The sequence below is a fragment of the Rhodopseudomonas sp. BR0G17 genome (genome assembly GCF_010907025.1).
Lineage (GTDB): Bacteria > Pseudomonadota > Alphaproteobacteria > Rhizobiales > Xanthobacteraceae > Rhodopseudomonas > Rhodopseudomonas palustris_H.
This window is the reverse complement of record NZ_QUML01000008.1, coordinates 90,823-109,410: the sequence shown is the minus strand read 5'-3', so window position 1 is coordinate 109,410 and position 18,588 is coordinate 90,823. Positions and strand designations below refer to the sequence as shown.

The following is an 18,588-nucleotide window of genomic DNA, read 5'->3' as shown; positions in this document are numbered from 1 at the left end:
AAAAGGCCGCGTCGGAACGCACAAGCGGAGGGAGCAACAAGGGGGCGGAGCCTCGACGACACCGCGGCTCTCCGATCGGCGGGAGAGCTGTCCCATTGCTGTCTGCCGGACACCGGCTTGGCAATTCTCGGACGGCGGTCGTCGTTGACCGGAACTTACTAAGCAATCGCCGTGCCAGCGCCTGACGGCTCCGGCTATGCGCATTTCCCTGAGAAATTCCTCAGATAACGCCCCTCCGGCTCAGCCGCCGCCGGCCCCGATGCCCAGACTCTGCGCAACACGCCTGCGCATAGCTCGCATTTGAGGCAGCCTAACAATTAGCCCCTGGGGTCCCTTAAGCGCGTCTCGATGGTGGGCGCGGATCTGGACCTTCGCTGGCTACTTGGTCCTCATCCTGAGCAGATCGCACGAATACAAGGAGCCGAGGTCTCAAGGGATGCGGCCACGCATGGACCCGCGGCACATAGTTCAAGACGGCAATTCGCGCTTTCCTCATGATGAGGTCTGGCCTGTCGTGCAAATCTGGAAAAGCGTAGTTTGAATCAGTAGCCCGCATGAGCGCAGCGACATGCGGGTGCGCCAAACCTGGATGTCGCTTCGCTCATCCAGGCTACGCTTGCTTGTCGCCCTTAAGGCAGCGCAGTCCCGAATTCGGCTCCGGGACGTGGCTCAACCAGCTTAGACGGGCGCCGCTATCAAAGCACTTAGCCCGCTAAGCTGGCCCCTCGCCGAGCGCTCGCAGCGCCGAGAGTCCTTCCCGGTAAGATGGATAGGCCAAGGTAACTCCCAATTCGGTACGGATCAGGTCGTTGCGGACCCGGCAATTCTCCAGATAGAAGCTGCGCGCCATCGGGGACAGCTCGGCGTGCTCGAAAGCAATTTCAGGAGGCGGTGTTCGCTCGCATAGTTTCGCAGCGAATTCGACGACCTGCTGCGGCGGTGCCGGCTCGTTGTCGGTGACATTGTAAATGGCGCCGGGTCGCGGCCGCGAAAGTGACGCGGCGACCACCGCGGCAATATCGGCAACGTGAATGCGATTGAAGACCTGGCCGGGCTTGATGATACGCGTCGCCATTCCGGCTGCGAGCTTCTCCAGTTGGTTTCGGCCCGGGCCGTAGATCCCTGAGAGACGAAAAATGTGCGCGCCCAACGCCAGCCAGCGCTGCTCGGCGGCGATCCGGAGCTGCGAGCGAGGTTTTTCCGACGTCGCAGGCGTTGTTTCGTCGACCCAATTGCCGAGGTGGTCACCGTACACGCCGATCGTCGAAAGATAACCGATCCACCGCGGTCGAGAATCACCGGTGATAGCGCCAGTGAAGGACGCGAGAACCGGATCGCCGGATTCATTCGGAGGGATCGACGACAGAATGGCGTCGCTCGACTTGATATCATCAGCGATCAGTGAATCGACGTAAGAGGATGAAAACACCCGCGCAGTGATCCCGCGCCGGCCCAACTCTTCGGCCTTGGCGGTTGTTCTGACGGTTGCAGTGACCTCGATCCCGACGTCCTGCAAATGCTGCGCGATGTAGCTGGCCGAATAGCCCAAGCCAAAAATCAGAATTCTCATCCGGACATCATCTCATCTAGGCCCGACGATGCGCACGGATACCAGACATCTGAGCCGATGGCTGCGTCCTTATAAGTCCGCATCCTGGTTGGACCGACCAATCAGCCAGGCGAGGCGCTTCGCGGCCCCTTAAAACACGAAGGGCGGTGATCGTGTCGCGATCACCGCCCTTTTCCAAACTCGAACGAGCCGATGCCGTTACAGCGGCATGTTGTCGTGCTTCTTCTGCGGGATTTCCATCTTCTTGTCGCGCAGCATCGCCAGCGCGCGGGCGATGCGGCGGCGGGTGGCGTGCGGCAGGATCACGTCGTCGATATAGCCGCGCTCGGCGGCGATGAACGGCGACAGGAAGCGGTCCTCGTATTCCTTGGTCCGCGCCGCGATCTTCTCCGGATCGTCCATGTCCTGACGGAAGATGATCTCGACCGCGCCCTTGGCACCCATCACCGCGATCTGCGCCGACGGCCAGGCGTAGTTGATGTCGGCGCCGATTTCCTTCGACGCCATGACGTCGAACGCGCCGCCATAGGCCTTGCGGGTGATCACGGTGACCAGCGGCACGGTGCACTGCGAGAACGCGAACAGCAGCTTGGCGCCGTGCTTGATCAGGCCGCCGTATTCCTGCGCGGTGCCAGGCAGGAAGCCCGGCACGTCGACGAAGGTGACGATCGGAATGTTGAAGCTGTCGCAGAACCGCACGAACCGCGCCGCTTTGCGCGAGGCATCGCTGTCGAGCACGCCGGCCAGCACCATCGGCTGGTTGGCGACGAAGCCCACGGTGCGGCCGGCGATGCGGCCGAAGCCGGTGATGATGTTCTTGGCGAAGGTGTCCTGCAGCTCGAAGAAGTCGCCCTCGTCCACGACTTTGAGGATCAGCTCCTTCATGTCGTAGGGCTTGTTCGGATTGTCGGGGATCAGCGTATCGAGCGAGAAGTCCTCACGCTCGATATCGTCGAAGCTCGGCCATTCCGGCACGCCTTCGGAGGAGTTCGCCGGCAGGAAGTCGAGCAGCCGGCGCATCTGCAGCAGGGTCTCGACGTCGTTCTCGAATGCGCCGTCGGCGATCGACGACTTGGTGGCGTGCACCGATGCGCCGCCGAGTTCTTCCGGGGTGACGACTTCGTTGGTCACCGTCTTCACGACGTCGGGGCCGGTGACGAACATGTAGCTGGTGTTCTTCACCATGAAGATGAAGTCGGTCATCGCCGGCGCATAGACGTCGCCGCCGGCGCAAGGGCCCATGATGACGCTGATCTGCGGGATCACGCCGGAGGCCTGCACCACGCGGCGGAACACGTAGGAGTAACCGGCGAGCGCCGCGACGCCCTCCTGGATGCGGGCGCCGCCGGCGTCGTACAGGCCGATGATCGGAGCCCGCGCCTTCAGCGCCATGTCCTGGATCTTGGTGATCTTCGCCGCGTGGGTCTCGGACAGCGAGCCGCCGAACACGGTGAAGTCCTTGGCGAACACGAACACCTTGCGGCCGTTGACCGTGCCCCAGCCGGTGACGACGCCGTCGCCGGGGATCTTGGTCTTCGCCATCCCGAATTCGGTCGAGCGGTGCTGGACGAACATGTCCATCTCCTCGAACGAATGCTTGTCGAGCAGCAGGTCGATCCGTTCGCGTGCGGTGAGCCGGCCGCGGGCGTGCTGCGCATTGATGCGCTTTTCGCCGCCGCCGAGCTTGGCTGCCGTGCGCCGTTCGTCCAATGCTTCCAGGATGTGCTTCATGATCAATAAGCCGGTTTTCTTTTCTTGGTTGGGCGTGCGGAGGTTTTGCCCTTTTCACCGCAACAATCAAGGCCTTCTAGCAGGGCGCCTCGCAGGAGGAAACCGCCTTGGACCGAACCGGCCTAGCCCTTTTGGCGTGTCCTGAGCCGGTTCGGGCGGGACCGGACGACGGCACCCCGACACCGCCCCCAAATCTGCATCGGCCGGATGCGAAACCGCGATGGCGGCTTCGGCCGCGAGCCCTGTATATCGCGGGGCCGCCAGCTGGAGCCTACCGATGATCGCCGCCCTGCCCTCCGCCGATCCGTCCGTGGCCAGCGGCGGCATCCTGACCGTGCTGCGGGCCGAGGGGCTGGCGGTGTTTGCCGGCTGCACGCTGTTCTATGTGATCTCGGACGCGCCCTGGGAGCTGTATGCGCTGCTGTTCTTCGCGCCCGACCTCGGCTTTCTCGGCTATCTGGCCGGGCCCAAAGTCGGCGCGGTGGTCTACAACGTGCTGCATTCGACCATCGGGCCGCTGCTGCTGGCGATCGCCGGGATCGTGCTGGTGGTGCCCTATGCCGGCACGGTGGCGATGATCTGGCTGGCCCATATCGGCTTCGACCGGGCCCTCGGCTACGGCCTGAAATACAAGACCGGCTTCCGCTTCACCCATCTCGGCCCGATCGGCAAGGCGCCGGCGCAGCCGCGCTGAGGCTCAGCGCACCGGGCCGCGCCCCGACAGCCGCAGCACGAAGGCAAGCACCTCAGCGACAGCCTTGTAGAGCTCCTCGGGGATTTCGTCGCCGAGCTCGACGTGAGACAGCGCGCCGGCGAGCACTTCGTTCTCCTCGATGGGGATGTCATGCTGTTTGGCGACTTCGATGATCTTGGCGCCGAGCACACCCTTGCCCTTGGCGACCACGCGCGGGGCGCCGGCGTAGTCATAGTGCAGCGCGATCGCGAGCGGGTTCTTGGTGTCGGTTGCGGTCACAGCGCGCGGTCCAGGAAATGGCCGGCCACCGCCGGGCGTGGCGCGGGCGGCGCGCCGTCGCGCACCACGATGTCGCCGGAAACCAGATCGGCGCGAGCCAGCGCTCGGCCGAGGTCGGCGGCGCCGGCGCGGAGCAGCGCGGTTGTGGCGGGGCGTTCCGCCCACAGCCGCACCGAGGTCTTTTCGCCGCGCAGCGAGATCAGGGCGTGCACCGGCCCGGCCGGCTCGACGTCGAGCGAAAACCGCGCCTGCCACACCGTCCCGGACGCGCCGCCGGCCTGAGCGGCTTCGTCGCGGTCGCGCGAAATCTCGAACTGCGCCACCGCAGTGCCGTGCGGGGTGGCGAGCGGGATCTCGAACGCCCAGCGCGGCTGGGCGGCATCGAGCCGGGCCGGCGCGGCATCGGTGCGGTCCGGCAGCGAGGCGACCTGCAGCAGCGTCTGCCGCGCCAGCGCGCCTTCGGTCTCGGTCAGAATCCGGCGCAAGTTCGCATCGACCGGGGCATGCGGCGTCAGATTGGCCGGCATCACCGGCTGCGCGGCCGGCAGCGCACCAGGAAACGGCGGCGGCGGCGTATTGGTGCGGGCGATGCCGCTGTCGTCCTTGATGACCCGGTTACCGGTCAGCGCCGGCAGCAGCGACAGCAGCACCGGATTGCTGAGCCCGGCCTTGGCCAGCACCGCCGCAGTCTGCGGATCGGCCTGCAGCGCCTGCTGCAACGCGCTCAGCGTCGCGGCGGTGCTGGTCGCCGCGGTCTGGGCCTGCGACGTGGACGCGGTCGCCGAGGTCGCGGTGCCGGTGAGCTGGGCGATGACGTTCTGCACCAGCGACTGCTCGGAGGTGGATGCGCTGGCGGTTGCGGCCGCGCCCGCAGCGGTGGCCGACGCCGCCAGCGTCGGCGACGCGGTCAGCGGCAGCGCGGTGGTGGTGCCATTCGCGGTCGTCGCGGCGGCGGTCGAAGTGGTGGCGCCGAGCAGATTGGCCTCGGCCTCGAGCTTGGCGGTGAGCGCCAGCAGCGAGGTGCCCTGCCCGTTCTGCAGCACCGGCGTCGCCGTGGTGCCGCCGGCCTGCGCGGTCGCGGCCCCGAGCGCGGTGGTCAGCACTTGGCGCAGCACCAGCAGCGCCGCCTTCAGGTCGGTGCCGGCGCCGGCGCTGGCGGTCCCGCTCGCCAGGGCGGCTTCGAGGAAGATCCCGGAAGACTGAAACGCTTTCTGGATGTCGGCGCCGGTCAGGCCGCCTGCGGTCGGCAGCTGCTGCGCCAGCACCTGCGCCGCGGCATCGCGCACCGCCGCCGGCAGCCCGCTCGAACTTGCCACCGCGCCGAGATTGGCAAACAGCGTCGACAGCCCGGTCTGCTGCGTCACGGCGATTTCTGCGGCGGTCGCCACCGCGGCCGCCTGCTGCGGCGTCAGCGCCGGGGTCGTGGTCGGCACGATGCTCGGCGCCGCCTGCGCCGAGGTCAGCACGATCGCCTGCGGCCCGAGCGTCACGCTGTCGACCGCCGCGCCGGACGCCGCCAGCGCCGCCTGCGCGGTTGTGGTGGTCACCGGCTGATTGACGATCGCGAGCCGCACCCCGGCATCGGTCTGCGACACCGAAACCTGCAGCGTCTGCCCGGCCTGCAGCGGCACCTGCGTGGTGGCTTCGACGGTCTGGCCGCCGATCGCGATTCGAACCTGGTTGTTATCGCCGACCGACAGCACCTTGGCCTGCAGCACCGACCCGGGCTGCAGCAGCACGTCTGCGGTCACGCCTTGCAGCGCAACGAGGGAAAGGTTCGGATTGACCGAAATCGCCATCGCTGTCCTTTGCGGGCGGCTGCGCTGAGTGCGATCCGCCCAGACTAAGCGAGGGACGTAAACCCGTCGTTAACTTCTCCGGGAACCCAGCGCCGCGATCACCTGGGCGGCGGCGGCGAACTCCGCCTGCTTGGCGGCGCGGCGCGCGGCGGCCTCCTCATCGAGGCCCCACTGCTCGATGTTCCAGTCCTCGTCGACATGCGCGGCGGCCCACACCTGATCGGCCTCGAGCCGGCCGAGCGCCAGCGCCAGCGCCAGCAGCGCCGAGCCGGTGATGGTGGTGACGACATGCAGCGCGCCAAGCAGCCAGGGATCGGCCGGCAGCGCCGCGCGCGCTGCGGCGACCGCGGTCTCCGGCTGGCCGACATGGACGATGCCCTGCGCCAGGATGAAATGCGCCCCGAGCGCGTCCTTGGCCCAAAACAGCACCGGGTCCCAATGCGCGCCTTCGCGCGCGATCAGTTCTTCCGGGTGCTCGGCGCGATAGAATAACAGGTCGGAGCCGAAGTACTTGGCGATGTCGTCGGTCACCGCATCGATCCGGCCGCTAACGCCGTCGATCACGCTGTTGGCGAGACGGGTCAGCGGCATCGTCGACGGATCGATGCTCTCGCCCTGCGCCTGCCATTCGGCGGCGATCGCTTCGGCCAGAGCCCGATCCGGCGCGGCCAGCGCGTTGCGCGACGGCGTCTTCACCGCGCGGCCGTCGAGCCGCACCGCGAAGCCGCCGTTGTCCTCGGCAACGCCGGCCTCGGTGTAGAACCTCTTCGGCAGTTGCGCCCGGCTGGTGCGCCGCACCGCTTCGTTGGGATCGAGCGGCGACTTGCCGGCCACCTCGTCGAACAGATCACGCATCTTGGTTTCTCGAACTACTACTGTTGAGCACAGGCGCGCGAATACGCGGCGCGGTCGGTCGAATTGAGCTGGGCCGCGGTGGAGTCGTTCAGGCAGTCCTGAATCCGGTCGCCGAACGAGCGGCCACGCCGCAGCTGCGCCTTCGGCAGATCCGGCGCCGGCTGGATCCGCTCATGCGTCAGCGGCGGCGGATCGGCGAGCTTCGGCACCACCGGCACGGTGATCACCGGCGGCGGCGCAGACGGAGGTGGCGGCGGCGGCGTGATGCTCGACGGCGCGGTGCCCGGAATGATGATCTGCGCTGCGGCGGGACCGGCCAGCGCTGCGATCAGCGCACTGGCCATCAACCCGAGTACCAGACGCTTCAGACTACGGTTCGTCATGGCCGGGCTTGTCCCGGCCATCCACGCCTTCTTCGGCGGACGCGCTGCAAGACGTGGATGCCCGGGACAAGCCCGGGCATGACGGGAGAGTGAGTGGAGAGGAAGCGTTGTCATCTTAGCCATGTCGGCATCGCGGCGCCCCGCCGCAAGCGGCGCCGGGGCGTCATTCTTCCGGCGCATGTTCGATCGGATCGAACCGGTCGTGCTCGAGGCCGAGCAGGTTCCAGCTCTGCAGCATGTGCGGCGGCAGCGGCGCCGAGACGTCGATCACGCCGCCGCGCGGATGCGGGATCACGATGCGGCGTGCGAGCAGATGCAGCCGGTTTTGCAGGCCGCCGGGGAGCTGCCAGTTCTCGATGTTGAAGTACTTCGGATCGCCGACGATGGCGTGGCCGATATGGGCCATGTGGGCGCGCAGCTGATGGGTGCGCCCGGTCACCGGCTTCAGCGACACCCAGGCCAGCTTCTGCCCCGAGGTCTCGACCACCGCGTAGTACGTCACCGCGTGGCTGGCGCCGTCGTCGCCGTGCTTGGCGACGCGCATGATCGAATCCTCTTCGCTCTCGTCCTTGGCCAGATAGGTCGAGATCCGCCCTTGCTTCGGCTTCGGCACGCCGGCGACCAGCGCCCAATAAATCTTGCGCGCCGAACGGTGGCGGAACGACCCGGTCAGCGCGGTCGCAGCGAAGCGGGTCTTGGCGACCAAGAGACAGCCGGCGGTCTCCTTGTCGATCCGGTGCACCAGGCGCGGCTTCTGGCCCTTACTGTCGCGCAGCACTTCCAGCATCTGGTCGATGTGCCGCGTGGTGCCGGAGCCGCCCTGCACCGCGAGCCCTGCCGGCTTGTTCAGCACCAGCACGTCGGCGTCCTCGAATAGCGTCATCGCCTTCAGCGTCTGAAGGGTTTTCTGCTCGGCTTCGGACAGATGCCCGGGCAGCTTCGGCGTATCGAGCTTGAGCGGTGGAATCCGCACGCTCTGGCCCTCTTCCAACCGGTCCTTCGAATCGGCACGCTTGCCGTTCACCCGCAGTTCGCCTTTGCGGACGATGCGCTGGATGTGGCTGAACGACAGGCCGGGAAACCGCGCTTCGAGGAAGCGATCCACCCGCATGCCGTTATCGTCCGCCGTGACGGTGACGGTCTCGACCTTGGTCGGCAGCGGCGCGTCGGGCTTTGCCTCGGGCCGATCGCGGGCCTCGACCGGCCCCGGCTGTGCCGCGCGCGGCCTGCCCTCACCCGCCGGCCGCGACGATCGCGCCGGTCCCGCACCGAACCGCACCTGCTTGTCGCCGGACCGCGGCGGCCGCCCCGCTCCCTCGCCACGCGAGGTCTTCGACGGCGCGCCGGCGCGCAACGGCTTGGCATCGCGCGACGGCTTGGCGCCACCGGGCTTGCCGGCGCCAGGCTTGCCCGCGAGAGCTTTGCCGGCCCCCGGCTTCCCGGTCTTAGCGCCCAGCCCGGCGCGCGCCGGCTTGCCGCGCGCGCCGTCGGGGCCACGCTTGGCGAGAGGTTTCTTGACGCGGCGGCTCATGGGATGCTCCGGGGGAAATTCGTGCCGTGCCTAGCGCAAAAGCGGCCGCCGGTCACGGGCGGAATGTGGATGGGGGCTGTCTGTGCCCCGGACGCAGCGAGCCAAGTGGGGGCAACGCACAGCGCGCCCCGGCCTGTAGCCCGGATGAGCGCAGCGATAACCGGGAGCCAAGGGACGAGATCCGCACGTCGCCACTCTGTAAAAGCCCGAAGCAGAAAGAGTAGCGCGGGTGAGCGCAGCGATACCCGGGACCACGGGATAATACGCCGCCCCACATGTCGCTCCGCTCTTGCGGCTACGACGCTGCGCCTCCCAGCCACGCGCGCCCCAAAATGAACCACGGCGCCGCCCCTTAGTCTCGCGGTGGCAGACAGCACGTCTGCTCCCCGCCCGCAGGCGCCACACCCCACTCCAAGACGCCTCTCAAAGCGCCCCTCGTGGACGGGACGAAGCTAGGTACATGATCCTATGGGAATTTTGTCAAGAGCACAGCATCGGCCTGTTCTTCGTTCAACGGACGGCATCGGGCGTCAGTCCCACCATGGGGAGCGAGTCACTCCTCTGACTTTGTTGATCATCTTCCACGTTCGGACTGCTAACGCCGTCGCATCTCGCACCTGCTTGACCGTAAAGACGTTTGGTCCGTGCTTATCCATCGTGTAGTCTTCGAGATACTGGATGTTCTTTTTGATCACTCCGACGCGATACGGCTGCCTTGGCCGCCCCCTGAACTGATCCTCATACGTTTCACCGTGAATGATGGCATTTCGCTGAGGTAGAAGGGCGTCCAAATTCTGATAAACCTGATCGCGGATTATAAAATTCTCCGGTAAAAATTGCTCGTCGTCGCTAGTGTAACACTTGAAGAACTCTATCTTCTGGCCGAATGTGCGCTTCGACATTTCATCGAAAAGCCATTCATAATCCTCATCCCGAATCATCATCAGAAGGAGAAACATTGTCAACTCAACACGACCCTGAGCTGTTAGAAACTCACCCATGGCGAGATGCATCTGACTAAGGACACGCTTTGACCTCTGTTTGCCACGACGGCGCCTGCGAGCTCGTTTTGTGTCTGCACTACTACTCATAGATGGATCCTAAGCGGGCGCAGCACCGCCCATTACATCATTTTTTCAGATCGCATCGGACTCTAACGTCACCCTTATCCTCAATGGCACCGTATCCCTGCGTCGCGACGCAGAATGTGAACGACGTTCCGTTACCCTTTGCGTGCCATCCATACTTGGCACAGCCGTACGGTTGGTCGGCCGGCGCCTCGGTGAGGTTGTACCTCTTACCCCTCCAATCGAGAACGTTCTTCTTGTCATCCACGCGAAGTGGATAGCCCCTTCCAACAACTTCGCATCCATCCGAACCGTCTCTTGGAATCGACGGGAACATGCAGCTCCGGCATGTGTAGTTGTAGATCTCTGCTTTGGCTGGGGTGGCGACGAAGGCCGAAAGCACAATAGCGACTGCAAATCTCTTCATCTTACTATCGTCATCGTGACCGCTGCTCAAAAATCGAACATGGTAAGCGTATTACGCTCGCTTATCGATGGCAATCGGTGTCCGCGTGGGCTTCGCTGCGCTCAGCAAGCGTAGCCCGGGTGAGCGAAGCGATACCCGGGATCACGGGATGATACGCCGCCCTGCATGTCGCTGCGCTCATGCAGGCTAGGGGTCACCAGGTCCCGGCCGTGGCATTACTTCATCGGCTCGCCGAAGTTGCGACTGGTATCATTTGCATGGACAACCCGTCACAAGGAAGCCTCCCCTCGCTCACGCAGCAGGCTCAGCCTGGGTGAGCGGATTGACACCCCGATGCATAGAGCGCTCTCCACCCGAACACTGGACAAAACACAGCCAAACTTCGCACAATCAAACTGCTCGATCGCCATTCGCAGATTGATCAAATTGTCATCCGTGATAACGATCTACACGAACAACATATGCACCGAGGATTACCTTGATACCCAAGCTTCTTCACTTGAGCGTCCCGATAATACTAATCGTGCAAATGGTCCGGGGAGTTATGACCGAGCCGCGAACATTAGCTGGCGCGCTCACCGCAACGAGGTCAATTGCGCTTCCGGTGAGTTTACCGATACTTATTCTTGGCATTCTAGGAGGTCCAATCGACCTGGTCATCGGAAGCATTCTTCTGATCTACAGCATGACTGCCAACAACATAATTGACTACGTAAACGAATACGACAGATCTACATGGCAGTGGCTGGCGGGCCGCTGTATCGTATGGATTATAACTCCATTCTTGGTAATTGTTGCGCTTATGCACCTGCAACTTGGCATCTAGGCCTTGCCGATGGTCTTCACCTTCCTTTACGGCTATCTTGGAATATTGATAGCAATGATGTGCCTCGCAATTGCTGGAGCACTGTACGCGGCCATCGAATCCGGAAGATATACTACGCTAGCCTTCGTTGCCGGCGCTTCTTTCCTGATTATCGGCATATCATTGATAGCCTCTTCGCCTCAGAACTCCATGGATCGCAGGTCGATCGCTTCACTCTCAGTCGCCGCCGTATTATTGACGTCATCTGCACTAGCCAACCGCTTCTTGGGCGAAGATACGCGCAGCAATCGACTTGCTGGAACAATCCTCACGGTCTTTCTGATAGCTGTGGCATTCTACGTCTTTCTATAAATCAGCAAGCGCAGCCCGGGCGAGCGCAGCGATACCCGGGATCACGGATGATGCCGCCGTCCCGCATGTCGCTGCGCTCATGCAGGCCAAGTCCTCTCCAGCCTCCGGGTTCGCGCGCGTTGCTCGCGCCCCGGAATGACCGCCTGCGTCCCCATCTTGCACTCCGCATCCGAAACCGCGACACTCCGCGGCAATCAGAAGCTTTGGGGAAACCAGACGCATGCAATACGACGACGTGGTCCGCGGCCGCCGCTCGATCCGCGGCTACAAGCCTGATCCCGTGCCGCGGGAATTGATCGAGGAGATCCTCGAACTGGCGATGCGGGCGCCCTCCTCGATGAACAGCCAGCCGTGGAATTTCACCGTGCTCACCGGCGTGCCGCTCGACCGCATTCGCGCCGGCAACACCGAGCGCAATCTCGCCGGCGTGCCGCACAGCCGCGAATTCCGGATCGGGCAGCCGTTCGCCGGCCCTCATCGCGAGCGGCAGGTCACGGTCGCCAAGCAATTGTTCTCGGCGATGGGGATCGCGCGCGACGATCAGGCCAAGCGGCAGGACTGGGTGCTGCGCGGCTTCCGCCAGTTCGATGCGCCGGTGTGCATCATCATCACCTACGACCGCGTGCTGAGCGACAGCGATGACACCGCGTTCGATTGCGGCGCGGTGACCAACGCGCTGGTCAACGCGGCGTGGTCGCGCGGCTTAGGGGCCGTGATCAACAGCCAGGGCATCATGCAATCACCGGTGGTGCGCGAACATGCCGGCATCGCCGAGGATCAGGTGATCATGAAGGCGATCGCGCTCGGCTGGCCGGACGACGAGTTCCCTGCCAACGCGGTGGTGTCGGAGCGCAAGCCGGTGCACGACGCCGCGCGTTTCGTCGGCTTCGAAGGCTGACAAGATCTAACGCGACATCGCTCCGCGGCCCGGCGCCGCGGGGTGCGGCGTGTGTCAAGCAGCTTTGACAAACCCTCGCAATTCGGAGAGTAATGCAAGCAGCCGCGCCCGAGCGGTCATCGCACGGGCCGGCCGCAACAACGCGGCCGCCCTTCCCGTCCTGTATCGCACAGTTCGTGTCACGCTCGCCGGTTGTCGATCCCGATGCAGTCCCCCTCCAGTCCCGCGGTCAGCCAGAGCGAGGCGCGCTATCGTGCGCTGTTCGAAGCGATCGACGACGGCTTCTGCATCATTGAATTCTTCGACGGCCCGCACGGTCCGCTCAGCGACTATCGCCATATCGAAGCCAATGCGGGCTACGAGAAGCAGACCGGGATTCCCAACATCATCGGCCGCACCTTGCGCGATCTCGTGCCGGACGAAGCCGACGGCTGGGCGGAGCTGTATCGCAGCGTGCTGCTGACCGGCCGCCCGATCCATTTCGAGCGCGAGTTCATCGCGGTGAACCGCATCATCGAAGTGTCGGCGACGCGGATCGAGCCGCCCGAACTGCGCCAGGTCTCGGTGCTGTTCCGCGATATCACCGCGCGCAAGCGCGCCGAGGCGGCGCTGCGCGACAGCGAGAAGCTGGCGCGCGAGAACGTGCAGCGGGTGCAGCTCGCGCTCGCAGCGGGCGCGATCATCGGCACCTGGCTGTGGGACCTGCCGAGCGACCGCTTCACCGTCGACGAAGCGTTTGCGCGCGCGTTCGGGCTCGATCCGGCACTCGGCCGCGACGGTCTCAGCCTGGCGCAGGTCGTCGCCACCGTGCATCCCGACGATCAGGCCGGCCTCGCGGCCGCGATCGAGGAAGCGGTCAAGCGCGGCGGGCCTTACGCGCATCAGTACCGGGTGCGCCGCGCCGACGGCAAGTACTACTGGCTCGAGGCCAATGGCCGCGTCGAGCACGGCCCAGACGGCACGCCGCTGAGCTTTCCCGGCGTGCTGATCGATGTCGACGACCGCCGCGCGCTGGTGGCCGAGCGCGACCGCGCCATCGCCGAGCTGCGCGCGCTGAACGAGACGCTGGAGCAGCGCGTCGCCGAAGCCCGCGCCGAGCTGTTGCGCTCCGCCGAGCAGCTGCGCCAGTCGCAGAAGATGGAAGCCGTCGGCCAGCTCACCGGCGGGCTGGCGCACGACTTCAACAACCTGCTCGCCGGCATCTCCGGCAGTCTCGAACTGATGAGTTCGCGGATCCGCCAGGGCCGCATCGGCGAGATCGACAAATACGTGGTGGCGGCGCAAGGCGCGGTGAAGCGCGCCGCGTCGCTGACCCACCGCCTGCTCGCCTTCGCACGCCGCCAGACGCTGACGCCGACCGCCGCCAACGTCAACCGGCTGGTGAGCGGCATGATCGACCTGATCCAGCGCACCGTCGGCCCCGGCATCGACGTGCAGCATGTCGGCGCCGCCGGGCTGTGGAGCGTGCTGGTCGACGTGCCGCAGCTCGAAAGCGCGCTGCTCAATCTGTGTATCAACGCCCGCGACGCGATGCCGAACGGCGGCAAGATCACGATCGAGACCGGCAACCGCTGGATCGACCGGGCGCAGTCGCGGCTATACGACATCCCGCCCGGGCAATACGTCTCGCTGTGCGTCTCCGACACCGGCACCGGCATGACGCCGGACGTGATCGCCAAGGCGTTCGATCCGTTCTTCACCACCAAGCCGATCGGCCAGGGCACCGGGCTCGGGCTGTCGATGATCTACGGCTTCGCGCAGCAATCCGGCGGCCAGGTGCGGATCTATTCCGAGGTCGGCCAGGGCACGATGGTGTGCATCTATCTGCCGCGGCACCGCGGCGAGGCCGCCGAGGACGAGCGCTTCCCCGACTCCACCGAGATCCCGTTCGCCCAAACCGGCGAGACTGTGATGGTGGTCGACGACGAACCCACGGTGCGGATGCTGGTCGCCGACGTGCTCGAAGACCTCGGCTACACCGCGCTGGAAGCTTCCGACAGCGTCGGCGGCCTGAAGCTGCTGCAATCCGACGCGCGGATCGACCTCTTGGTCACCGACGTCGGCCTGCCCGGCGGCATGAACGGCCGCCAGCTCGCCGATGCCGCCCGCCAGATCCGCCCCGGGCTCAACGTGCTGTTCATCACCGGCTTTGCCGAGAACGCGCTGCTCAACAACGGCCAGCTCGAACCCGGCATGGCGGTGCTGACCAAGCCGTTCGCGGTCGACACGCTGGCGGCGCGGATCCGCGAGCTGATCGGGAAGTAGCAAGGTCGTTCGAACGCACCGAGTAGCCCGGATGCAGCGGCGCGAAATCCGGGGACCGAACTGGTGGGAAGTCCGATCTCCGCATATCGCTGTGCTGATGCGGGCTGCAGCCGGCTACGGCGCGGCCCTCAAGTGCCGCGCAGCATTTCGCTGACCACCACCCAGTCGTTGCCGTTGAATTCGAGCAGGTAGCCGTCCTTGATCGGGCGGAAATCGGTCGGCGAGGTGTTCAGGGTGATGCCGGGCAACAGCAGCGACAGCGGCACGTTCTTCATATTCGCCGCCTGCCGCATGATGTTGTCGCGGGACAGATCGTTGCCGCACTGCTTCAGCAGCGCCACCAGCGCCTCGCCCACCGTGTAGCCGTACACCATGCCGATATTGTTCGGGTCGAGGCCCGGCAGCCGCGCCTTCATGAACGCGATATAGGCGCTCATCGCCTTGTCGTCCTTCGGCTCGGCCACATAGGGCTTGAGCGAGCCGAGCGACAGCACGCCCTTGCCGGCGTCGACGCCGGCCGGGTCCATCACGGTCGCCTTGTTGGCGCAACCGCTGGCGAGGAAGCGGATCGGCCGCCAGCCGATCTCGTGCGCCTTCCGCAGCGCCTGGGCGCAGGCGCGCGGCGTCACGCTGTAGATCATGAACACGTCGGCCTTGGTGTTGGCGAGCGTCAGCACCTGGGAGTCGACGGTGGGATCGGAGACCTCGAAGCTCGAGGCCAGCGCGATCGCCTTGTCGGCGTCGGGGCCGAGGGCATCCTTGACGCCGCGCATGAAGTCTTTGCCCGCGTCGTCGTTCTGATACAGCACCGCGAACCGCGCGTTCGGGTTCTTGGCGCGCGCATAGGCGACTTCGATTTTAGCCTCGCTCATGTAGTTCGGCGCCCACGGCAGCGCCATCGACCACGGCATATTGGCGGGGTCGTTCCACTTCGACGCCGAGCTGATCAGGAAGATCTGCGGCACCTTGTTGGTGTTGAGATATTTGGCGATCGCCGAGCTCGGCGCGGTGCCCATGGTGGCGGCGATGAACGCGACGCCGTCGCCTTCGACCAGCCGGCGCGTCGCCTCCATGGTCTTCGGCGGCGAGAAGCCGTCGTCGAGCGAGATCATCGTGATCTTGCGGCCGTTCAAGCCGCCCTGCTCGTTGACCTGGTCGAGATAGGCGGCGATCGCCTTGCCGGTCGAGCTCAGCGCCGAGGCCGGGCCGCTATACGGCATGGTGTTGCCGATCTTGATCTCGGTGGCGGTGACGCCGGGCGCGTTCTGCTGCGCCTGCGCCGTAGTGACGAGCGCCGCCGCGACGGCAGCGCCGAGCCAGAGCCGAAGACTCCTCATCCGTTCTCTCCCTGTTGTTTGTTGCGATGCGGTGATCGCTTTTGTTTTTCACGGAGGATGGGAAACTGAAACTAACCGGGTCTTGCGCGCAGCCGCTGTATCATCTTACTCGCCGATGATCTTGATCAGCACCCGCTTGCGCCGGCCGCCGTCGAATTCGCCGTAGAAGATCTGCTCCCAGGGGCCGAAATCGAGCCGGCCTTCGGTGATCGCCACCACCACTTCGCGGCCCATCACCTGGCGCTTCATATGCGCATCGGCATTGTCTTCGCCGGTGCGGTTGTGGCGATAGGACGACACCGGCTCGTGCGGCGCAAGCTGCTCGAGCCACTTCTCATAATCGGCATGCAGCCCGCTCTCGTCGTCGTTGATGAACACCGACGCGGTGATGTGCATGGCGTTGACCAGCACCAGGCCCTCGCGCACGCCGCTGTCGCGCAGCGCCTGCTCGACCTCGCCGGTGATGTTGATGAACGCCCGCCGCCCCGGGGTCTGAAACCACAGCTCCTTGCGATACGACTTCATCGCGCGGTTCTCCTTCTGCGTGTGATCGGTTACGGCGAACCATGCGGCGGCCGCGGCGCAGCATCAAGCCTAGGCGAGCTGCCGCTCGCTGCGCCGCTCCTCGTCGAGCCCGGCGAGCCACGCCACCGCGTCGGCGGCGCGCATCGGACGGCCGTACAGCCAGCCCTGGCCGTAGGAGCAGCCGAGCATCCGCAGCGTCTCGGCTTCGCCCTGGCTTTCGACGCCCTCGGCGATGATGCGGTGGCCGAGCGGCCGCGCCACCGCGGTGATGGCGGCGATCAGCTGCTGGTTCTGTCGGTTGGCGCTGACGCCGTGCACGAACGAGCGGTCGATCTTGATGGTGTCGAGCGCCACGCTCATCAAATTCGAGATCGACGAGTGTCCGACACCGAAATCGTCGATCGCAAGCCCGAAGCCGTAATGCTCGATGCGCTGCAATTCGCGGGCGCACTGCTTGGGATCGAACAGCGCTTCTTCGGTGATCTCGATTTCGATCCGGCGCGGATCGATGCCGTGGCGCTGCGTCAGATCCATCAGGATCTTGGCCGGCGAATGCAGCGTCAGCTCGCGCGGCGAGACGTTGACCGCGACATTGACCGGCGGCGCGCCGCTGGCGTCGAGCGCGCGCAGGAAGTCGCACGCCGCATCGCCGATGAACGACAGCAGCCGCGCCGAGAGCTGCAGCCGGATCGCGGCGTGAATGATGTCCGGCGGCGGGATCAGCCCGGCGGTCGGATGGCGCCAGCGCAGCAGCGCCTCGAACCCGACCACCTGTCCGGTGGCGAGCACCACCTGCGGCTGGAATTCGAGATGCAGCTCGCCGCGGGCCAGCGCGCCCGGCAGATCGCCGTCGATGCAGCGCTGCAGCAGAAATTCCTCCTGCATCCGCGCGTCGAACAGCCGGATGCAGGCGCGGCCGTCGTCCTTGGCGCGATACAGCGCGGCGTCGGCTCGGGAGAAAACGTCCTCGACATCGATCGGTCCGCCCGGATGCGCCGCGATGCCGATCGAGCAACTGATCGCCAGCGGCTGACCCGCGACCCGCAGCGGCCGCGTCAGCGCGCCGCTCAGCCGCCGCGCCAACGCCAGTGCCCGCGCGGCAACGTCGTCGCCCTGCAGCACCACGATGAATTCGTCGCCGCCGAGCCGCACCGGCAGATCGTGCGGCCCGCAGGATGAGCGCAACAGCTCGGCCACCGCGGCGATCACGCGGTCGCCGGCGTCGTGGCCGCGGGTGTCGTTGATGGTCTTGAAGTTGTCGACGTCGAACAGCACGAAGGCGACGCCCTGCCCCGAGCGACACGCGGCCGCCGCGGCGTCCCGGAAGTGACTGCGGTTGGCGAGTCCGGTGAGCGGATCGGCCCGCGCGATCTGCTCCAGCGCGCGGTTCGAACTCAGCACTTCGTTGTTGGCGCTCGCCAGCGAGTTGGCGAGGTCGGTCGCCTCCAGCGCGGTCATCTGGCTGGCGGTGAACTCCCGCTCGCCGCCGATCGCGGCGCGGAACAGCATGAAGGTGAGGAACACCCCGTCGAACAGGATGATGTAGTCGGAGCTGTTGCCCGACATCATGATCCGGAACAGCGTCGCCGCCATCACCGGCGTCGCAAACGCAAGTGCGACGGGGGAATAGGCGGCGCCCTGAATGATTGCGCCGGTGGTGGCGCCGATCATGATGAAGGTGACGTAGTCGATGCCTTGATACGCGGTGAACAGGCCGACCGCGGCCGGCACGAAGCCCCACAACAGACCGCTGGCGAGCGCCAGCAGCGTCAAATGGCGCAGCACCTGATACGGCGCAGTCTCGACCGCCCCGCTCGTGGCCAATCGCGACACCCACCAGGCACGAAACAGCGCCAGCGAGATCGCGACGCCGAGCCACCACAGGATCGGCGTCTCACCGTTCTCGCGATACAGCAGCGCCGCCAGCGACAGCGCGATCGCGATGTTGGAAATCAGGGTGAGCCGGACATTGCGCAGCGCCGTGCGGGCCTGGGCCTTGGCGAGAGCAATCGCCTTGAAGCTGCTGTCGGCGCGGGTCATGCGGCAAACT

Annotated in this window: 16 protein-coding genes; 4 read left to right on the top strand and 12 right to left on the bottom strand. The window is 65.6% G+C overall.

Annotation, left to right across the window (positions count from 1 at the left end):
* Positions 1–712: 712 nt before the first annotated feature.
* Together DY467_RS08810 and DY467_RS08805 are read right to left on the bottom strand one after the other, a co-directional pair.
* Complete coding sequence (locus DY467_RS08810; protein WP_164635354.1) at positions 713–1,570, bottom strand: SDR family oxidoreductase; 858 nt, start codon at positions 1,568–1,570, stop codon at positions 713–715.
* 198 nt (positions 1,571–1,768) lie between these two features.
* The gene (locus DY467_RS08805; protein ID WP_107345049.1) at positions 1,769–3,301 is read right to left on the bottom strand and encodes an acyl-CoA carboxylase subunit beta; all 1,533 of its coding nucleotides are present in this window, start codon (positions 3,299–3,301) and stop codon (positions 1,769–1,771) included.
* 277 nt (positions 3,302–3,578) lie between these two features.
* On the opposite strand from DY467_RS08805, the gene DY467_RS08800 reads away from it, so the two are divergent.
* A complete protein-coding gene (locus DY467_RS08800; RefSeq protein WP_164635352.1) occupies positions 3,579–3,995 on the top strand; it encodes a DUF4260 domain-containing protein in 417 nt (138 codons plus the stop codon).
* A gap of 3 nt (positions 3,996–3,998) precedes the next feature.
* On the opposite strand, the gene DY467_RS08795 is transcribed toward DY467_RS08800, so the two are convergent.
* From DY467_RS08795 to DY467_RS08765, 7 genes are all read right to left on the bottom strand, one after another.
* The gene (locus DY467_RS08795) at positions 3,999–4,274 is read right to left on the bottom strand and encodes an EscU/YscU/HrcU family type III secretion system export apparatus switch protein (RefSeq protein ID WP_107345051.1); all 276 of its coding nucleotides are present in this window, start codon (positions 4,272–4,274) and stop codon (positions 3,999–4,001) included.
* Positions 4,271–6,073 carry a flagellar hook-length control protein FliK gene (gene fliK / locus DY467_RS08790; RefSeq protein ID WP_164635350.1) on the bottom strand — a complete coding sequence of 601 codons (1,803 nt, stop codon included), beginning with the start codon at positions 6,071–6,073 and terminating at the stop codon, positions 4,271–4,273. Before fliK ends, DY467_RS08795 begins: the two co-directional genes overlap by 4 nt.
* A gap of 69 nt (positions 6,074–6,142) precedes the next feature.
* Entirely contained in the window at positions 6,143–6,928 is a 786-nt protein-coding gene (locus DY467_RS08785; RefSeq protein ID WP_164635348.1) for an ATP12 family chaperone protein, read from the bottom strand.
* A gap of 17 nt (positions 6,929–6,945) precedes the next feature.
* A complete protein-coding gene (locus DY467_RS08780; RefSeq protein WP_246701497.1) occupies positions 6,946–7,311 on the bottom strand; it encodes a hypothetical protein in 366 nt (121 codons plus the stop codon).
* A 163-nt stretch (positions 7,312–7,474) separates the two neighbouring features.
* Positions 7,475–8,842 carry an RluA family pseudouridine synthase gene (locus tag DY467_RS08775; protein WP_164635344.1) on the bottom strand — a complete coding sequence of 456 codons (1,368 nt, stop codon included), beginning with the start codon at positions 8,840–8,842 and terminating at the stop codon, positions 7,475–7,477.
* A gap of 530 nt (positions 8,843–9,372) precedes the next feature.
* Positions 9,373–9,843 carry a hypothetical protein gene (locus DY467_RS08770; RefSeq protein ID WP_164635342.1) on the bottom strand — a complete coding sequence of 157 codons (471 nt, stop codon included), beginning with the start codon at positions 9,841–9,843 and terminating at the stop codon, positions 9,373–9,375.
* Between the two features lie 127 nt (positions 9,844–9,970).
* The gene (locus tag DY467_RS08765) at positions 9,971–10,336 is read right to left on the bottom strand and encodes a hypothetical protein (protein ID WP_164635340.1); all 366 of its coding nucleotides are present in this window, start codon (positions 10,334–10,336) and stop codon (positions 9,971–9,973) included.
* An 835-nt stretch (positions 10,337–11,171) separates the two neighbouring features.
* Here DY467_RS08765 and DY467_RS08760 point away from each other — a divergent pair.
* The 3 genes from DY467_RS08760 to DY467_RS08750 all read left to right on the top strand — a co-directional run bounded on the left by DY467_RS08760 (position 11,172) and on the right by DY467_RS08750 (position 14,676).
* A complete protein-coding gene (locus tag DY467_RS08760) occupies positions 11,172–11,513 on the top strand; it encodes a hypothetical protein (RefSeq protein ID WP_164635338.1) in 342 nt (113 codons plus the stop codon).
* Positions 11,514–11,733: 220 nt separating this feature from the next.
* Entirely contained in the window at positions 11,734–12,411 is a 678-nt protein-coding gene (locus DY467_RS08755) for a nitroreductase (protein ID WP_164635336.1), read from the top strand.
* A gap of 204 nt (positions 12,412–12,615) precedes the next feature.
* On the top strand, positions 12,616–14,676 hold the full coding sequence (locus DY467_RS08750; protein ID WP_164635334.1) for an ATP-binding protein: 2,061 nt from the start codon (positions 12,616–12,618) through the stop codon (positions 14,674–14,676).
* A 128-nt stretch (positions 14,677–14,804) separates the two neighbouring features.
* Here DY467_RS08750 and DY467_RS08745 read toward each other — a convergent pair whose 3' ends face one another.
* The 3 genes from DY467_RS08745 to DY467_RS08735 form a co-directional block, all read right to left on the bottom strand.
* Positions 14,805–16,013: an ABC transporter substrate-binding protein gene (locus DY467_RS08745; RefSeq protein ID WP_164635332.1), complete on the bottom strand. Its 1,209-nt coding sequence runs from the start codon at positions 16,011–16,013 to the stop codon at positions 14,805–14,807.
* 105 nt (positions 16,014–16,118) lie between these two features.
* Positions 16,119–16,538: a secondary thiamine-phosphate synthase enzyme YjbQ gene (locus DY467_RS08740; RefSeq protein ID WP_011158763.1), complete on the bottom strand. Its 420-nt coding sequence runs from the start codon at positions 16,536–16,538 to the stop codon at positions 16,119–16,121.
* 69 nt (positions 16,539–16,607) lie between these two features.
* Entirely contained in the window at positions 16,608–18,578 is a 1,971-nt protein-coding gene (locus DY467_RS08735; protein ID WP_164635330.1) for a putative bifunctional diguanylate cyclase/phosphodiesterase, read from the bottom strand.
* Positions 18,579–18,588 lie beyond the last annotated feature (10 nt).